The organism is Clavibacter sp. B3I6 (assembly GCF_030816895.1).
GTDB lineage: Bacteria > Actinomycetota > Actinomycetes > Actinomycetales > Microbacteriaceae > Clavibacter.
Genome location: NZ_JAUSYL010000001.1, coordinates 2,128,739 through 2,145,514, shown reverse-complemented (window position 1 = coordinate 2,145,514; position 16,776 = coordinate 2,128,739). Strand labels below are relative to the sequence as shown.

Below are 16,776 nucleotides of genomic sequence, written 5' to 3'. Positions count from 1 at the left end.
GAGGCGGGGGCCGGCGGGCGCGGGCGCGGGGCGTGCGGCATGGGACCTCGGGCGGGGCGGGGCGGACGGAGGGGACGGCGGGACGCCTCGGGTGGGGGCGCGAGGGCGGTGCGGGGGAGGGCACGACGCTACGGGTGCCGGGGATCCACCGGCGCGCGTCCTGCACATGCCGCCGCGGCGCCGGGCCTCCCCGACGGGCCGACGGCGCGGGGGCGGACGCCCGCGCGGCCTACGCTCGGCCCATGACCCCGCCGCGCTCCGCCCGCCGTCCTGCCCGCCGTCGCGGCCGCCGCCTCGCCTCGCTCGCCGTGGCTGCGGCCGCCGTGCTGGCCGTGCCCGCCGGGTCGCTCCCGGCCGCCGCGGCGACGCCGTTCGAGGTCGTCGGGTACGCGGAGGGCGGATCCACGCCCGTCTCCCGGCTCGACGCGAGCGCCGCCGCGCTCACCTCGGTCGTGGTCGACGGCGTCAACGTCACGCCCGACGGCCGGGGCGTCGGCACCCCGTCGGCCGAGGGCGATCGCGGTCCTCCGTCAGGCGCACGCGCGCGGCGAGCGGGTCGAGCTGCTGGTCGGCAACTACGACGAGGCCCTCGGCGACTTCTCGCCCGGGATCTCCGACGCGCTGCTCGGCTCGACGGCCAACGTCGACCGGGTCGTCCGGCAGCTCGCCGCCGAGGTCGCGACGCGCGGCTGGGACGGCGTCACGGTGGACCTCGAGAGCCTCACGGGCGCGCATCCGACCGGCCTCACGCGGCTCGTGTCCGGGCTGAAGGCGGCGCTCGGGCCCGCCCGCAGCGTCTCCGTCTGCCTCATGGCGACCACGGGCGACTACCGTCCGCTCGGCTACGACCTGGCGGCGCTCGGCCGCGCCGCCGACCACGTCGTGCTCATGGCGTACGACCAGCACGGGCCCACGTGGTCCGGCGCCGGGGCCGTGGGCGGGATGCCGTGGGTGAAGGCCGCGCTGGAGCCCGTGCGGAAGGCGGTGCCGGCGGCGCGGATCCAGCTCGGGATCGCCGGGTACGGCTACACGTGGCCGCGCACGGGCGAGGGGCGCCAGCTCTCGGACCAGGGCGCGCGCGACCTGGTCGCGTCGCAGAGGGCGAAGGCCGTGTGGAGCGTGCCCCAGCAGGAGTGGCACGCGACCCTGCGCGACGGCACGACCGTGTGGTGGTCGGACGCGCGCTCGTACGACGCGCGCGTGGCGCTCGCGAAGCAGCGGGGGCTCGGCGGCGTGGCCGTGTGGTCGCTCGGGCTGTCCGATCCCCTGACCCGGTGAGCGGCGACGCGGTGACGCGGGACGGCGCCTGGATCGTGCGCGAGCTGCGGCTCGACCGCGTGCGGCGCGAGGTGGCCGTGCGGATCGCGGGCGGCCGCGTCGCGCTCGCCGACCCCGCGGATCCGGTGCTCGGCCGGCTCGACCTGAGCCTCAGCGACGGCGTGGTGGACCAGCACGTGCACCTCGGGCTCGTCGATCACCGGGCGCTCGCGGGATCGGCCGTCACGGCGGTGGTGGACCTGGGGTGGGACCCGGCGGGGATCGCGCGCATCGCGGCGCGCCCGCCGGCGGGCGTGGAGGTCCGCTTCGCGGGACCGTTCCACACCGCCGTGGGCGGCTACCCCTCGGACCGGCCCTGGGCGCCGGCGGGCGCGGTGCGGGAGGTGGCGTGCGCGGAGGACGCGGCGGCACTGGTCGCGGCAGCCCGGGCGGCCGGGTCCGTCGCGGTGAAGATCGTGCTGCATGACGGCGGCCCGCTCCTCGCGGACGACGTGCTCGGGGCGCTCGTCGACGCCGCGCACGCCGCCGGGCTGCGCGCGGCCGTGCACGCGGAGGGCGCGGGCCAGGCGGCCCGGGCGATCCGCGCGGGCGCCGACGTGCTCGTGCACGTGCCCTGGACCGAGCGCCTCGACGACCGGACGCTGCGGGAGTCGGCGGCGCGTGACGTGCGGTGGACCTCCACCCTCGCGATCCACGACGGCGACGACCTCGCCGCCGCCCTCGACAACGCGCGCCGGTACGTCGCGCTCGGCGGCCGGATCGCCTACGGCACCGACCTCGGCAACGGCGACCTGCCCGTGGGCCTCAGCGCTCGCGAGGTCGGGCTGCTCGGCGAGGTCGGGCTCCGCGGCGCGGCGCTGCTCGACGCCGTGCTGGGATCCGCGCCCCGCGGCATCCGCCACGCCCTGGCGAGCCCCGATCCGCTGCCGAGCGGCGCGGACGCCGCCGCCGACGACCTCGTGGGCTGGCTGCGCGGCGCGCACCGGCTGGGGGATGCGGATGTCCGCTGAGGCACGAGGCCGGACCCCCCGAGGCGCTCCCCGGCAGGCGAGCAGGGCGCGCGCCTAGGCTCGACCATCCCCTGGACCGCGGGACGCGTCGCCCACCCGTGCCCGGGTCTCGACCGCCGTGGATCCGCCCTCCTCCCCCAGGACCCCCATGCCCCGCCTCCCCCCGTTCCTCGCCACCGCCGTGGCCTTCCCGCGCATCGCCGCCCGCGCGGGGGAGTTCCTCTACCGCCGGTCGGACGCGTCCGGCGACATCCACCCGGACGACGCCGACCGCGGGATCGTCGAGGGCCCGGATCCCGACCGCGTCGTCGTGATCGGGGAGGACGGCATGGTCAGCCTCGGCGTCCGGACGCACCAGATCGCCCTGCCCGCCTTCCTCGGGCGGCGTCTCGCGACGAAGACCGGACGCGGCGTCGCCTGGTCGACCGCGCGCCTGCCGGGCTCGCGCCTCCGGGAGGCACCCGCGGTCATCGCGGGGGCCGAGTGCGACCTCACCCGCGCGGACGCGGTCGTGCTGCTCGCCGGGATCACCGACGTGCTCCGCGTCACGTCCACCCGGGCGTGGGGCCGGCAGATGCGGAGCGCGGTCGACGCGCTGCGCACGCACCTGCCGCGGGACGCCTGGATCCTCGTCGCCGACATCCCGCCCCTCGACAACGCGGCCAGCCTCTCGCGACCCGCGCGCCTCGCCGCGGGCCTCCACGCGCAGGCGCTCAACCGGCACACGCGGGAGGCGATCCACGGCGTCCCGAACACCCGGGCGGTCCCGTTCCCCGAGGCGCTCACGCGCTCGCTGTGGCGCCCGGAGTCGGAGGAGAGCCGGTACCAGCAGACCTACCGGGTGTGGGGCGGGCACATCGCGGACGCACTCGCGGACCTGCGCGGCTGAGCCCGGGGCGCGCATGGCGCCCGCGCAGGAGGTCGCGGCCCGGGTTGTCCGCGCACATGAGGTTAGGCTAACCTCACCTACCGTGACCTCCCCCGCTCCGACCTCGCCGATCGCGCGCGCCGTGGACACGGATCCGACGCCCGCGGCGCCCGCCCCGGCGAGCCCCGCCCCGGACCCCGCGGGTCCCGCCGCCACCGCCCTGACGGCGCGCGACGTCACGGTCGCGTACGGCGACACGGAGGTCGTCCACGGCGCCGACCTCGAGCTCCGGCCGGGCCGCGTCACCGTCCTCGTCGGCCCGAACGGCAGCGGCAAGTCGACCCTGCTGCGGACGATGGCCCGGCTGCAGGCCGCGCGCTCCGGATCGCTCACCCTCCGGGAGGAGGGCACGGGTACCGATGCGACCGGGACCGACGGCACCGACGCCCTCGACCTCTCCCTCCGCCGCTTCGCCCGTCGCGTCGCGCTCCTCACGCAGGGCCGCCCGACGCCCGGCGGCCTCAGCGTCCGCGACGTCGTCGAGTTCGGCCGCTACCCGCACCGCGGCCGCTTCGGCGGAGCGGATCCCGACGGCCGCGCCGCCGTCGACCGCGCCCTCGACCTCACGGGCCTCGTCGCCCTCGCCGACCGCGGCGTCGACCAGCTCTCCGGCGGCCAGCTCCAGCGGGTCTGGCTCGCGAGCTGCCTCGCCCAGGAGACCGGCGTGCTCCTGCTCGACGAGCCCACCACCTACCTCGACCTGCGCTACCAGGTCGAGCTCCTCGACCTCGTGCGCGACCTCGCCGACGACGGACGCATCGCCGTCGGCGTGGTGCTGCACGACCTCGATCAGGCCGCGGCGCTCGCGGACACCGTCGCGCTGCTGCACGACGGCCGGATCGTCAAGACCGGCACCCCCGCCGAGGTGCTCACGCCCGATCTCCTCACGGAGGTCTACGGCATCCCCGTCGAGGTCCACGCGGACCCGACGACGGGCAGCCTGCGCACGCGCGCGGTCGCCCGCCACCACCACAGGAACGAGAGGCTCCACCCGTGATCACGAGACGACGAACCCTGGCGATGACCGCCCTCGCCGCCGCGGCAGCGCTCACGCTGACCGCGTGCGGCACCACCGAGGAGGCGTCCACGGGCGAAGGGTCCACGCCCAGCGGCGCGGGGATCACCCTCACCGACGGCACCGGCGCGGAGGTCACGCTCGAGGGGCCCGCGACGAAGGTCGTCGGCACGGAGTGGAACGTCGTGGAGAACCTCGTCTCGCTGGGCGTGGAGCCCGTCGGCGTCGCGGACGTCGCGGGCTACAGCGCCTGGTCGGCCGCCGTGCCGCTCACGAACGAGCCGGCGGACATCGGCACGCGCGGCGAGCCGAGCGTGGAGACCGTCGCGTCGCTCGCGCCCGACCTCATCGTCGCCACCACCGACCTGCCGGCGGACGCCATCGAGCAGCTGAAGGCGATCGCGCCCGTGCTGCAGATCGAGTCGGCGGACGCGTCGCAGCAGATCCAGCAGAGCGAGGACAACCTCGAGCTCATCGCGAAGGCGACGGGCACCGCGGACCGCGCGACCGAGGTCATCGCGGCGTACGACCGGGCGATCGCGGACGGCGCGGCCGCCATCGAGGCGGCGGGCGCGTCGGGATCCCGCTTCCTCTTCGCGGACGGCTACGTCAGCGCCGGCCAGGTCTCCATCCGCCCGTTCGCCGCCGGCTCGCTCTTCGGCGACGTGGCGGTCGAGCTGGGCCTCGAGAACGCGTGGACGGGGGAGGGCGACCCCGCCTACGGCCTCGCCGCCACCGACGTCGAGGGCCTCACGACCCTGGGCGACGACGTGCGCTTCCTCTACAACACCAACGACGTGCTCGGCCCGGACCTCTTCGCCGAGACGCTGAAGGACGACGCCGTGTGGAACTCCCTGCCGTTCGTGCAGGCCGGCGACGTGCACCGCATGCCCGCGGGCATCTGGGCGTTCGGCGGCCCGGCCTCGGCCGCGGCGTACGCGGACGCCGTCGTCGACATCGTCACGAGCTGATCGCGCCGATCCCGTGACCGCGCCCGTCCGCACCGCTCCCGCGTCGAAGATGGCGGCACCCGCCACCGTCGACGCGGGGACCCCGGCCCCCGTCCCGTCGCTCGCCGCCGTCACGCGCGCCGACGGGGCCGGCCGGATCCCGGTGCGGGCGGTCGCGGTCGTCGGCCTGCTGGCGCTCGTCGTCGTGGTGCTCGCGGCGATCGACGTCACCCAGGGCACCGCCGCGGTCGGCCCGCGCGAGGTCTGGGACGCGCTCACCGGCCGCGCGACCCCGGGGGACGCGTCCGTCGTGGTCGCGTCGCGCCTGCCGCGCATGGCCGCCGGGATCCTCGTCGGCCTCGCGCTCGGAGCCGCGGGCGCCGCCCTCCAGACCGTGAGCCGCAACGTGCTCGCGTCGCCCGACACGCTGGCCGTGAACGCGGGCGCCTACGCGGCCCTCGCGGTCGCCGCCGTCACCGGCCTGACCCTGCCGGTCCTCGCCGGCGCGGGCGTCGCGTTCGTCGGCGGGCTCGTCGCGGCGGCCATCGTCCTCGCGGTCTCGGGACTCGGATCCGGCACCGTGCGCCTCGTGCTCGCGGGCAGCGCGCTCGCGCTCGGCCTCGGATCCGTCACGAGCGCGCTCCTCCTCCTCTTCCCGCAGCGCACCGGCGGCCTCTACCGCTGGGGCCAGGGCGGCATCGGGCAGAACGGCGGCGACGCGGTGGCGCAGATGGCGCCCGTCGTGGTCGCGGCGCTGGTGGTGCTGGTGCTCGTCAGCCGTCGGCTCGACGCGCTCGGGCTCGGCGACGACGCCGCCCGCAGCCTCGGGGTCGGCGTGCGGGCGACCCGCGTGATCGCCGTGCTCGCCTCGGTCCTGCTCGCCTCCGCGGCCGTCACGGTCGCCGGCCCGATCGGCTTCGTGGGCCTGTACGCGCCCGCGTTCGTGCGGCCCCTCCGCCGCCTCGTCCCGGGCGTCCGCCGGTCGTGGGTCTTCATCCCGACGGCCGGCCTGATGGGCGCGGCCGTCGTGCTGCTGGCCGACGTGGCGCTCCGGGCCGCCATCGGCGCCGAGGCGTCGGTGTCCGTGCCGACGGGCCTCGTCACGTCCGCGATCGGCGCGGTGGTCCTCGTGGTGCTCGCCGTGCGCACCCGCGACAGCGCCGCGCCCGCGCCCACCGAGCGGCACGGCGTGATCACGCGCCGGCGCGCCGCGCTCGTCATGGGCGCGCTCGTCGCGGTGCTCGTCGGCCTCCTGGTCGCGGCCGTCCTCCTCGGCGACGCGAAGCTGCTCCTCGGCGACGTGGTGAACGGGATCCGCGGCACCGCCGGCCCCGTCGTCAGCTACGTGCTGGAGACCCGCGTGCCCCGCGTGCTCGCCGCCGTGCTCGCGGGCGCGGCCCTCGCGCTGGCCGGCGTGCTCGTGCAGGCCGTGACCCGGAATCCGCTCGCGGATCCGGCGATCCTCGGCGTCTCCGGCGGCGCGGGCCTCGGCGCCGTGCTGTTCGTGACCACCGTGCCGCTCGCGTCCGGCTGGGGCATCGCAGGAGCGGCCGGCCTCGGGGCGGTCGCCGCGGCGGCCGTCGTGTTCGGCCTGGCGGCGCGCGGCGGATTCCCGCAGAACCGGCTGGTGCTCATCGGCGTCGGCGTCTCGTCGGGCACGGCCGCCGCGATCAGCCTGATCATCGTGCTCACCGATCCGTTCGACGGCACGAAGGCGCTCACGTGGCTCTCCGGATCCACCTACGGGCGCGGCCTCGACGACGCCCTGCCCGTGCTGGCCGCCGTGGCGCTCGCCGTCGCGGTCGCGGCGCCGCGGCATCGGATGCTCGACCTGGTCGCCCTCGACGACGACACCCCGCGCCTCCTCGGCGTCGGCCTCGGCCGCGCGCGCCTGATCGCCCTCGCGACCGCCGTGGTGCTCACCGCGACGGCCGTCGCGGCGGTCGGCGTCATCGGCTTCGTCGGCCTGGTCGCGCCGCACGCGGCCCGCGCGCTCGTCGGCTCCCGGCATGCGCGCGTGCTGCCGGTCGCGGTCCTCCTGGGCGCCGCCCTGGTGACGCTCGCCGACCTGCTCGGCCGCACCGTGATCGCCCCCGGGCAGCTCGGCGCCGGACTCGTCACCGCGCTCGTCGGCACGCCCTACTTCGTGTGGCTGCTCGGGCGGGGGCGGGCCACTCGGGGGCGGTAGGGCGGATCCGCCCGGATCGCCGCGCGCTCATCCGCGGTCGTCGTCCTCCGGCCGGTCGTCGTCCTCCGGTACGTCGTCGACCGGCCGGGCGGCATCCCGGAACCGGCCCGAGAGCGTGCGGGCGGCCTCGCGGAGCGGCTCCGGGCCGACGACCTCGAACGGGGCGTCGAAGCGGGCGACGGCCGCGAGGATCCCCGTCCACGACCAGGAGCCGATCGTGACGCGCGTCGACGAGGCGCTCACCTCCTCCAGCTCGCCGTCGCCGATCCACGGGGCGACGTCGCGCGCGGGGAGCCCGATGAGCACCTGCCCGGTGCACGGCCAGCGGTCCTCGTCCGCCGACCCCTTGGATCGCGCGGCCAGGAACGTCCGGGCATCCGGCGCGGGCAGGGTGCGGGGTGCGAAGCGCGGTCCGGTCGGGGTCCGCGGGGCGATCCGGTCGAGGCGGAACGTCCGCCAGGCGTCCCGGTCGAGGTCCCACCCGATCAGGTACCAGCGGCTGTGGCGCGCGACGATCGCGTGCGGCTCCAGCCGGCGCGGCGCCCCGTCCCGCCCGGCCTGGTCGAAGCGGAGCACCAGGTGGTCGCGCACCGCGGCGCTCGCCGTCTCGAGGACCGCCGGATCCACCCGGGTCGCGGCCTCCGTGCCCGTGAAGCGGATCCCGTCGATGCGGTGCCGGAGCCGCGACGGCATCACCTGCCGCACGGTCGCGAGCGCCCGGGCGGCGGCCTCGTCGACGTCCACGCCGCCGGCCGGCGCGCTCTGCAGCGCGACCGCGATGGCCACCGCCTGCTCGTCGTCGAACAGCAGCGGCGGCAGCTCGGATCCCGCGGCCAGCCGGTACCCGCCGTCGGGGCCCTTCATGGAGCTGATCCGGTACCCCAGCTCCCGCAGCCGGTCCACGTCCCGCCGGACGGTGCGCGGGCTCACGTCGAGGCGCGCGGCGAGCACCTGCCCCGGCCAGTCGCGCGGCGTCTGCAGCAGCGACAGGAGGGACAGCATGCGCGACGTGCTCCCGGTCATGGATCCATCGTGGCGCAGGAAGAGGACCGGAACTGACCTCTTCTCCCGGCATCGTCGTCCATGCGGCGGAACGCGCCGCACCACCCCGTGATCAGAAGGACGCACCATGAGCATCGTCACCACCACGCACCTCAACCTCCGCGGCACCGCGCGCCCGGCCCTCGAGTTCTACCGCTCGGTCTTCGGCGGGCGGATCACCAGCGCCACCTACGCCGACTACGGCATGCCGGCGGGAGCACCGGGCGCCGACGGGCTCGTCTTCGGCCAGCTCGAGAGCGAGGACGGCTTCCGCGTCATGGCGTACGACATCCCCGGCCAGGACGACCCCGACCCCGCCGCCATCGCGGGCACGACCACCCGCGAGCAGGGCGCGACCCTCACCGACCGCACCTTCTTCCTGTCCGTCCGCGGCGAGACGCTCGAGGAGGTGGAGGGGTACTGGCGGGGCCTCGCCGACGGCGCCACCGTCGTCGAGCCGCTCGCCGCGTCCGCGTGGACGCCCGGGTTCGGCATGCTCACGGACCGCTTCGGCGTGACGTGGGTCCTCGACGTGCGGGCCCCCGCCGCCGGCTGAGCAGGCGCACGGGAGGAGCCGGGCCCGCGATCCGCGTCGGTCGCGCGCCCGGCTCCCGTCCTCCGCCAGGACGGCCAGGGCACACAATGACGATTTGTTTTGATCGCCTTGAGGTGATAACGCGCATGCCATTGCACTGAGAAGGGGGGTGCCCGAGGATCGCTCCCATGACTCGAGTCGCTTTCATGGGTGCCGGCAGCGTCGTCTTCACGCGCCAGCTCGTCGCCGACCTGCTGAGCTTCGACGACCTCGGCCCCCTCCACATCGCCCTGCACGACATCGACCAGCGGAGGCTCGACGTCGCGGAGGGGACGACGCGGGCCCTCGCGGACCGCTTCGGCCGCCCGATCACCGTGACGGCGTCGCTCGACCGCCGAGCCGCGCTCGACGCGGCGGACTTCGTCATCGACATGGTGCAGGTCGGCGGGATCGACGCCACGCGCACCGACCTCGAGATCCCGGCCCGGTACGGGCTGCTGCAGACCATCGGGGACACGACGGGCGTCGGCGGGGTCTTCCGGGCGCTCCGCACCTTCCCCTTCCTCTCCGCGCTCACGGCCGACATGCGCGAGGTGTGCCCGGACGCGGTGCTCCTCAACTACACGAACCCGATGGCCATGAACATCTGGTGGGCCTCCGTCGTCGCGCCGGACATCACAGCGCTCGGCCTCTGCCACAGCGTCTACTGGACCGCCCACGACCTGGCCGAGCTCGTCGGCGTGCCCGTCGAGGAGACGGTCCACCGGGCCGCCGGCGTCAACCACCAGAGCTGGATGCTGGAGTGGACCCACGAGGGCCGCGACCTCTACCCCGTGCTCCGCGACCGCATCCGCGCCGACCCCGGGCTCGAGCGCCGCGTGCGCGTGGAGATGTTCCGGCGCATCGGCTTCTACCCGACCGAGACCAGCGAGCACTCCTCCGAGTACCTGCCGTGGTTCCTCCGCTCCCCCGAGCAGGTCGAGCGCTTCCGGCTGCAGCCGCTCGAGTACATCGGGATCAGCGAGCAGAACGTCGCCGAGTTCGAGCACGCCGAGTCCGCCCTCGCGTCCGGCGAGCCGCTCGCCCTCGAGGAGGGCGCCGCCGAGTATGCCCCGCAGGTGATCCACTCGCTGGTGACCGGCACCCCGCGCGAGATCCACGCCAACGTGCCGAACCGGGGCCTCATCGACAACCTGCCGCAGGGCGCCGTCGTCGAGGTGCCCACCACGGTCGGACCGGACGGCATCGCCCCGCTGCCGATGGGCGCGCTGCCGGTGCAGTGCGCCGCGATCAACCGCCCCTACGTCTCCGTGGCCGAGCTCACGGTCGAGGCGATGCGCACCGGCGACCCGCGCCTGCTGCGCCAGGCCGTCCTCGTGGATCCGAACGCGAGCTCCACCCTCACCCCCGAGCGCATCTGGGCGCTCTGCGACGAGATGGTCGCGGCCCACGGCGACCTCCTCCCCGAGCCGCTGCGCGAGCGGCTCCCCGCCAGCGCCCTCTGACGACGACCGAACCGCACCCCCACCGATCGGAGCACGATGATGTCCTCTCCCTCGCACCGCCCCCGCCCCCGCGTGCACCTGCGGCGCGCCCTCGCCCTCGGGCTCGCCGCCGTCACGGCGGCCGGCGCCCTCTCCGGCTGCGCCGGCTCGTCCGGGTCCTCCGAGCTCGACACGTCCGCCCCCGTGGAGATCACGATGTGGACCGGTCAGGACGACGCGGCCGGTCAGCTGCTCGACGACCTCGCGCAGGAGTTCATGGACCAGCACCCGAACGTCACGCTGGAGCTGTCGCCCGGGGCGTCGTCGACCGAGGACCTGCTGCAGAAGCTCTCCGCGTCCTTCGCCGGCGGCACCTACCCCGACATCTCCTACGCGTTCGGATCCTGGGCGAGCCAGCTCGAGGGCTCGAAGCGCACCCTCGACATCAGCGACCAGGTGGCGGACCCGGCCGTCGCGTGGGACGAGTTCCCGGAGGCCGCTCGCCGCACGGTGCAGCCCACGGGCGACCGGACGATCGGCTTCCCGGCGGTCGTGGACAACATCAGCCTCCTCTACAACAGGACGGTCTTCGACGACGCGGGCGTCGCGTACCCCACGCCCGACTGGACCTGGGAGGACTTCCGCGCCGCCGCAGCCGAGCTGACCGACCCCGCGAGCAGCACGTACGGCTACGCGTACTCGGTGTCCGGCAGCGAGGAGAGCACCTGGCAGCTGTGGCCGCACCTGTGGCAGCGCGGCGGCGAGATCCTCAGCGAGGACGGCACCGAGTCGGAGTTCGACGGCGAGGCCGGCGTCGACGCGCTCACGATGCTGCAGGGCATGGCCGTCGACGACGAGAGCGTCTACCTCGATCAGACGGACACGAAGTCCGGCCAGCTCTTCGCGAGCGACCGCATCGGCATGATCACGTCCGGGCCCTGGCAGCTGAACGACCTCAAGCTGGCGGGCACGCAGTACGGCGTGACCGTGCTGCCCGGCACGGACGGGGACCACCAGACCGTCTCCGGCCCGGACATCTGGGCGCTGTTCGACCACCAGGACGCGAACCGGGCCCACTGGTCGTACGAGTTCGCCCGGTGGCTCACCTCGGCCGAGCAGGACCTCCGCTTCAACGTCGCGTACGGCAACCTGCCGCTGCGCTCGAGCGAGGCCGACACCCCCGAGTTCCAAGCCAAGGCGGCCGAGCTCCCGGGCCTCGACGTGATGGAGGCGAACGCCGCCAACGCGGTGCACGCCCGGCCGACGGTCCCCGGCTACGTGGACGTCTCGGCGGCCGTGGGCGAGGCCGTCTCCGCCGTGCTGCAGGGCCAGGGGGATCCGGCCGACGCGCTCTCCCGCGCCGCCGACACGGCCGACGCCGCGCTGGCCGACGAATGACGACCACCTCGGCGCCCGCCCGCGCCGCGGCCCCGGACGGCGGCGGGAGCGCGTCCCCGCGCCGCGCCGCCGGCGCCGGCCGCCGGCGCCGGACCGGCGGGGCGCTCGAGGGCTGGGCGTTCGTCGGTCCGGCGCTCGTGATCGTGCTCGGGCTGTCGATCTTCCCGGCCGTCTGGGCGTTCGTGCTGTCCCTGCAGGAGTGGGACGGGTTCAGCGAGGCGGAGTTCGTGGGCGTCGACAACTACGTCCGGCTCGTCGGCGATGCCGAGCTCGGCGGGGCCGTGCTGCACACGGTCCTCTACACGATGCTGTTCGTGCCGTCGGTCGTGCTGCTGGGGCTGTCCCTGGCGGTGGCGCTCAACCGCCGCATCCGGTTCATCGGCCTCTACCGCACCGCGATCTTCGTGCCGTTCGTGGCCTCCGCGGCCGCGACCGGCATCCTCACGACGTACCTCTTCAACCCGCAGTTCGGCCTGATGAACAACGTGCTGCGCGTGCTCCACCTGCCGCAGCAGGGGTGGCTCGAGGACCCCGCCCAGTCGATGGTCGTCATCACGATCATGTCGCTGTGGGGGCAGGCCGCCTTCACCACGGTCATCTACCTCGCGGCGCTGCAGGACGTGCCCGGCGACGTGCTCGAGGCCGCCCGCATCGACGGCGCGGGCTCCTGGCAGATCTTCTGGCGCGTCGTGTGGCCGCAGCTCGCGCCGGTCACGACGTTCGTCGCGATCTACATGACGCTCCAGGCCGTGCAGCTCTTCGACCTCGTCTACACGACGACCCGGGGCGGTCCGCTGAACGCGACCGAGACCATCGTCTACCACCTCTGGCAGACGGCGTTCCGCGAGCTCGACTTCGGCTACGGCTCGGCCATCGCCTACGGGCTGTTCTTCGTCACGATCATCGCCACCGTGTCGATCGCGGTCCAGCAGCGCCGTGCCGCGGCGCGCGAGGAGACGACGCGATGAGCGTCGACGCCCCGGGGCTGCCGCACCGCCCCCTCGAGACCGCCGCAGCGGTCGTCGGACCGCCCTCCCGCGCGCCTCGCCCTGCCCGCCGCACCCGGCGCGGCCTGCCGTTCAGCGGCTGGCACCTGCTCCTCGTGCCGGTCGCGGTGCTCTTCCTCGTCCCGTTCGCGGAGATGTTCCTCACGTCCGTGACGCCGGCGAGCGAGATCAACCGCTTCCCGCCGGCCTTCCTCCCCTCGTCGGTCACCGGCGACGGCTACGCGCGGCTGTTCGCCGAGTCGGACATCCTGCACTGGCTGCTGAACACGGTCATCGTGTCGGTGGCCGCCATCGCCTCGCACCTCGTGCTCTGCTCGCTGGCCGGGTACGGGTTCGCCCGCCTGCGGTTCCCCGGCCGCGACGCCGGCTTCCTCATGGTGCTCGCGACGATCATGATCCCCACGCAGCTGCTCATGATCCCGACCTACGTGCTGTTCGCGCGGGTCGGCCTCATCGACAGCCTGGGCGCCGCGATCGTGCCGTGGCTGGCCTCCGCGTTCGGCATCTTCCTGATGCGCCAGTTCTTCCTCTCGCTGCCCGCCGAGCTCGAGGAGGCGGGCATGATCGACGGCTGCACCCGCATGCAGGTGTTCTTCCGCATCGTCCTCCCGCTGGCGCGGCCCGCCCTGGCGACGCTCGCGATCTTCACCCTGCTGGGCTCGTGGAACGACCTGGTGTGGCCGCTGATCGCCATCAACGACGACCAGGCGTTCACGCTGCAGCTGGGGCTGACGAACTTCCAGGGCACGCGGCGCACCGACTGGAGCCTCCTCATGGCGGGCAACGTGATCGCGACGCTGCCGCTGATCCTGTTCTTCCTCGTCGCGCAGAAGCAGTTCGTCGCCACGATGACCTTCTCGGGCCTGAAGGGCTAGCGGTCCCGCCCGCCCGGGGTCGGGCGGGCGGGGATCAGAGCCAGGCGCCGGCGCGCATCACCCGGGTCACGCGGTGGTCGTCGTCGAGCACGACGAGGTCGGCCCGGTCGCCCGCGCCGAGCCCGACCCCGGGGAGGCCGAGCGCCCTCGCGGAGGCGGCGGACGAGGCGGTCACCGCCTCCGGCAGCGGCACGCCGTGCTCGCGGACCAGCCGCGCGAACCCCTCTGCGACCGTCCCGGTGCTGCCCGCGAGCGAGGTGCCGTCGGCGAGCCGTGCCACGCCGTCCGCGACCACGACCGCCGAGCCGGCGATCTCGTACGCGCCGTCGCTCCATCCGGTCGCCGCCATGGCGTCGCTCACGAGCACCAGCCGGCCGGCGGCCGACCGGCGCACGATCTCGGCGGCGTCCCGGGCCACGTGCTGCCCGTCGAGGATGAGCTCCACGGCCACGCGGTCGTCCGCGAGCGCGGCTCCGGCGAGCCCCGGCTCGCGGTGGTGCAGCGGGCGCATGCCGTTGAACACGTGCGTGGCCACCCGCGCTCCGGCGTCGACGGCCGCGTGCGCCTCGGCGGCCGTGCAGTCGGAGTGCCCGAGGGCCACCGTGACGCCGCCCGCGACGAGCACGGCGATCGCCTCCTCGGCCCCGTCGAGCTCGGGCGCGAGCGTGACCATGCACAGGGCGTCGCCCCCCGCGTCTCGCAGCACCTCCACGTCGGACGCGGTGGGCGCGCACAGGAGGGAGCTCCGGTGGGCGCCCCTCCGGGCGGGGGAGAGCCACGGCCCCTCGAGGTGGAGCCCCGCGAGGGTGCCGTCCGCGACGAGCGGCGCGAGCGTGCGGAGGGCGCGCGCCATGTCGGGGATCGCGGCGGTGGCGATCGAGGCCACCAGGCGCGTCGAGCCGGAGCGGTGGTGATGGGCGGCGATCTCCCGCGCGCCCTCCCCGTCGGCCGAGCCGAAGTCCCGGCCGAGGGCGCCGTGCACGTGCTGGTCGACGAAACCGGGGACGACGGTGCCCGCGATCCGCTCGACGGGGAGGCGCTCCAGGTCGGCGGGCGGCGCGTCGGCGGATCCCGTCCGCACGACGCGGCCGCCGTCGACGACCAGCCAGGCCTCGCCCTGGTCGCCGGACGCCGTGACGAGCCGGTCCGCCCGCAGCAGGGCGGTCACGCGCGCGCCTCGACCCCGCCGGCGGCGAGGACGTCCTCCGCGAGCAGCGCGGCGCCGACCATGGCCGCGCCGTCCCCGTGCCGGGCGGGCGCGAGGAGGGGGCGCCGGGAGTGCGCCAGGCGGACGTCCAGCGCCGCGGCGAGCGGGGCGAACAGGAGGTCGCCCGCGCGGGCGAGGCCGCCGCCCACGACGAGCGTCTCGGGTGCGGCCACGGCGGCGATGCCGGTGAGCGCGTCGGCCAGCACCGCGACGAGGTCCCGCCATGCGGCGACCGCGTCCGGATCCCCCGAGCGGACGAGCCGGGTGGCGGCGAGCGCGTGCGGCACGCCGAGGCGGCGCGCGAGACCGCCCGCCGAGGCGACGTCCTCCACCCGCAGGCCCGCGAGGTGCGCGGGGCCCGTCAGCACGACCTGCCCGATCTCACCCGCCCAGCCGCCGGACACGAGCGCCTCCCCGTCGGCGACGAACGCCGACGCCAGGCCCGTGCCCACCGGGACGAAGGCGAGCCCGCCCGGGCGTCCGGCACCGGCCCCCGTGGCGGCCTCGGCGAGCGCGCCCGCCCGGACGTCCTGGCCGAACGCGACGGGCGCCCCGGCGGCCCGCTCCAGCAGGTCGCGCAGGGGGACGTCCCGCCAGCCGAGCGACATCGAGGCGACGCACACGCCGGCCGCGTCGTCGACGACGCCGGGGACGACGAGCCCCACGGCGGACACGTCGCCGAGGCCGCGCGCCTCGTCGACCAGGGCGACGAGCGCCTCCACCGTTCGGCGCGCGCTCGGGTCGTCGGCCGGCGTCGGGATGCGCCGCTCCCACGCGGGAGCGGCGTCGCCGGGAGCCCGCCGCGCGGTCCCCACGTCCAGGAGCCGGGCCTTGACGGTCGTGCCGCCCACGTCGATCCCGAGCACCCTCGTCGGGCGGGGCGGTGCTGATCGGGTCGGGTCCATGCGGTCCTCTCGCGGCCCACGTGGGCCTTCGAGCATGGTAGGCGGCGGATGATGATCGAAGTCCCGCGCGCGCGTCATGTTCGCTCACATCCGATCGATGCGCGGACCCTAGGATCGAGGTCACGCGACCACCAGGGAGACCAGTGACACAGCAGCAGAGGCTCAACCGACTGCTCGAGCTCGTGAGCGATCGCGGCAACATGAGCATCGCGGAGATCGGGGAGGCGCTCGGGATCTCCGCGGCGACCGCGCGTCGGGACCTCTCGACGCTGGCGGCGCAGCGCCTCGTGACCCGCACGCACGGCGGAGCCGCCGCCCTCGGCAGCGGCTACGAGCTGCCCCTGCAGTACAAGATCGCGCGCCAGGCGGAGGCGAAGGTGGCGATCGCGAAGGCCACCGCGGGCCTGATCGCCGTGAGCGACTCCGTGGGCCTGAACGGCGGCACCACCACCAGCGAGGTCGCGCGCGAGCTCGGTCGACTGGAGCGCTTCGTGCGCCCGGACCGGGACTTCGGCCTGACCATCGTCACCAACGCGCTGAACATCGCGTACGAGCTGTCGGTGCGGGCTCACGTCAAGATCGTGGTCACGGGCGGGGTCTCCCGCCGCCAGTCGTACGAGCTGGTCGGGCCGATGGTCACCAGCTCGCTGGCCGACATGGCGCTCGACGTGGCCGTGCTCGGGGTGGACGGCCTCACCGCCCGCTTCGGGGCCACGACCCTGCACGAGGGGGAGGCGGACGTCAGCCGCCAGTTCGCCGCGGTGGCGAAGCGCGTCGTCGTGGTGGCGGACAGCACGAAGCTCGCCCGCTCCACGTTCGCGCGGATCGCCCCGCTCGAGGTCGTCGACGTGCTCGTGACGGACCTCCCGGTCGAGGCCGACATGCAGCGGGCGCTCGACGCGGCCGGCGTCGAGGTCATCGTCGCGGGGTGATCCCCCCGCGCCCGGCCCCGGGC

Annotated in this window: 15 protein-coding genes; 12 read left to right on the top strand and 3 right to left on the bottom strand. The window is 75.6% G+C overall.

The features are described 5' to 3' along the window. Positions 1–270: 270 nt before the first annotated feature. From QFZ62_RS10255 to QFZ62_RS10230, 6 genes are all read left to right on the top strand, one after another. Positions 271–1,278 (top strand): glycosyl hydrolase family 18 protein, encoded by a 1,008-nt coding sequence (locus QFZ62_RS10255; protein ID WP_307507768.1) that lies wholly within the window; start codon positions 271–273, stop codon positions 1,276–1,278. Continuing rightward, a complete protein-coding gene (locus tag QFZ62_RS10250; RefSeq protein ID WP_307505158.1) occupies positions 1,275–2,288 on the top strand; it encodes a hydrolase in 1,014 nt (337 codons plus the stop codon). Before QFZ62_RS10255 ends, QFZ62_RS10250 begins: the two co-directional genes overlap by 4 nt. A gap of 148 nt (positions 2,289–2,436) precedes the next feature. After that, positions 2,437–3,177: a hypothetical protein gene (locus QFZ62_RS10245; RefSeq protein ID WP_307505155.1), complete on the top strand. Its 741-nt coding sequence runs from the start codon at positions 2,437–2,439 to the stop codon at positions 3,175–3,177. 82 nt (positions 3,178–3,259) lie between these two features. After that, positions 3,260–4,213, top strand: coding sequence for an ABC transporter ATP-binding protein (locus QFZ62_RS10240; protein ID WP_307505152.1), 954 nt, complete (start codon positions 3,260–3,262; stop codon positions 4,211–4,213). 23 nt (positions 4,214–4,236) lie between these two features. After that, positions 4,237–5,202: an iron-siderophore ABC transporter substrate-binding protein gene (locus QFZ62_RS10235; protein ID WP_307505150.1), complete on the top strand. Its 966-nt coding sequence runs from the start codon at positions 4,237–4,239 to the stop codon at positions 5,200–5,202. 13 nt (positions 5,203–5,215) lie between these two features. Beyond that, positions 5,216–7,369, top strand: coding sequence for an iron ABC transporter permease (locus tag QFZ62_RS10230; protein ID WP_307505149.1), 2,154 nt, complete (start codon positions 5,216–5,218; stop codon positions 7,367–7,369). A 27-nt stretch (positions 7,370–7,396) separates the two neighbouring features. On the opposite strand, the gene QFZ62_RS10225 is transcribed toward QFZ62_RS10230, so the two are convergent. Beyond that, positions 7,397–8,392 carry a YafY family protein gene (locus tag QFZ62_RS10225; RefSeq protein WP_307505148.1) on the bottom strand — a complete coding sequence of 332 codons (996 nt, stop codon included), beginning with the start codon at positions 8,390–8,392 and terminating at the stop codon, positions 7,397–7,399. 106 nt (positions 8,393–8,498) lie between these two features. On the opposite strand from QFZ62_RS10225, the gene QFZ62_RS10220 reads away from it, so the two are divergent. From QFZ62_RS10220 to QFZ62_RS10200, 5 genes are all read left to right on the top strand, one after another. Further along, complete coding sequence (locus QFZ62_RS10220; RefSeq protein ID WP_307505147.1) at positions 8,499–8,966, top strand: VOC family protein; 468 nt, start codon at positions 8,499–8,501, stop codon at positions 8,964–8,966. A gap of 167 nt (positions 8,967–9,133) precedes the next feature. Continuing rightward, complete coding sequence (locus QFZ62_RS10215; protein ID WP_307505144.1) at positions 9,134–10,450, top strand: alpha-glucosidase/alpha-galactosidase; 1,317 nt, start codon at positions 9,134–9,136, stop codon at positions 10,448–10,450. A gap of 39 nt (positions 10,451–10,489) precedes the next feature. Further along, the gene (locus tag QFZ62_RS10210; protein WP_307505142.1) at positions 10,490–11,827 is read left to right on the top strand and encodes an ABC transporter substrate-binding protein; all 1,338 of its coding nucleotides are present in this window, start codon (positions 10,490–10,492) and stop codon (positions 11,825–11,827) included. Then, positions 11,824–12,795 carry a carbohydrate ABC transporter permease gene (locus QFZ62_RS10205; protein ID WP_307505140.1) on the top strand — a complete coding sequence of 324 codons (972 nt, stop codon included), beginning with the start codon at positions 11,824–11,826 and terminating at the stop codon, positions 12,793–12,795. The genes QFZ62_RS10210 and QFZ62_RS10205 overlap by 4 nt, the downstream gene beginning before the upstream one ends. Further along, entirely contained in the window at positions 12,792–13,709 is a 918-nt protein-coding gene (locus QFZ62_RS10200; protein ID WP_307505137.1) for a carbohydrate ABC transporter permease, read from the top strand. The genes QFZ62_RS10205 and QFZ62_RS10200 overlap by 4 nt, the downstream gene beginning before the upstream one ends. A gap of 34 nt (positions 13,710–13,743) precedes the next feature. On the opposite strand, the gene nagA is transcribed toward QFZ62_RS10200, so the two are convergent. Together nagA and QFZ62_RS10190 are read right to left on the bottom strand one after the other, a co-directional pair. Further along, a complete protein-coding gene (gene nagA / locus QFZ62_RS10195) occupies positions 13,744–14,877 on the bottom strand; it encodes an N-acetylglucosamine-6-phosphate deacetylase (protein WP_307505134.1) in 1,134 nt (377 codons plus the stop codon). Beyond that, complete coding sequence (locus QFZ62_RS10190) at positions 14,874–15,821, bottom strand: ROK family protein (protein ID WP_307505132.1); 948 nt, start codon at positions 15,819–15,821, stop codon at positions 14,874–14,876. Before QFZ62_RS10190 ends, nagA begins: the two co-directional genes overlap by 4 nt. 143 nt (positions 15,822–15,964) lie before the next feature. On the opposite strand from QFZ62_RS10190, the gene QFZ62_RS10185 reads away from it, so the two are divergent. Next, a complete protein-coding gene (locus QFZ62_RS10185; RefSeq protein ID WP_307505130.1) occupies positions 15,965–16,753 on the top strand; it encodes a DeoR/GlpR family DNA-binding transcription regulator in 789 nt (262 codons plus the stop codon). The last annotated feature ends 23 nt before the right edge of the window (positions 16,754–16,776 follow it).

What these genes read in the sequence shown, in the direction of transcription:
- QFZ62_RS10235 (WP_307505150.1), top strand. Translation starts at nt 4,237, where the DNA reads ATGACCGCCCTCGCCGCCGCGGCAGCGCTCACGCTGACCGCGTGCGGC.
- QFZ62_RS10220 (WP_307505147.1), top strand. Translation starts at nt 8,499, where the DNA reads ATGAGCATCGTCACCACCACGCACCTCAACCTCCGCGGCACCGCGCGC.
- QFZ62_RS10225 (WP_307505148.1), bottom strand. Translation starts at nt 8,392, where the DNA reads ATGACCGGGAGCACGTCGCGCATGCTGTCCCTCCTGTCGCTGCTGCAG.
- QFZ62_RS10210 (WP_307505142.1), top strand. Translation starts at nt 10,490, where the DNA reads ATGTCCTCTCCCTCGCACCGCCCCCGCCCCCGCGTGCACCTGCGGCGC.
- QFZ62_RS10205 (WP_307505140.1), top strand. Translation starts at nt 11,824, where the DNA reads ATGACGACCACCTCGGCGCCCGCCCGCGCCGCGGCCCCGGACGGCGGC.
- QFZ62_RS10245 (WP_307505155.1), top strand. Translation starts at nt 2,437, where the DNA reads ATGCCCCGCCTCCCCCCGTTCCTCGCCACCGCCGTGGCCTTCCCGCGC.
- QFZ62_RS10190 (WP_307505132.1), bottom strand. Translation starts at nt 15,821, where the DNA reads ATGGACCCGACCCGATCAGCACCGCCCCGCCCGACGAGGGTGCTCGGG.
- QFZ62_RS10215 (WP_307505144.1), top strand. Translation starts at nt 9,134, where the DNA reads ATGACTCGAGTCGCTTTCATGGGTGCCGGCAGCGTCGTCTTCACGCGC.
- QFZ62_RS10200 (WP_307505137.1), top strand. Translation starts at nt 12,792, where the DNA reads ATGAGCGTCGACGCCCCGGGGCTGCCGCACCGCCCCCTCGAGACCGCC.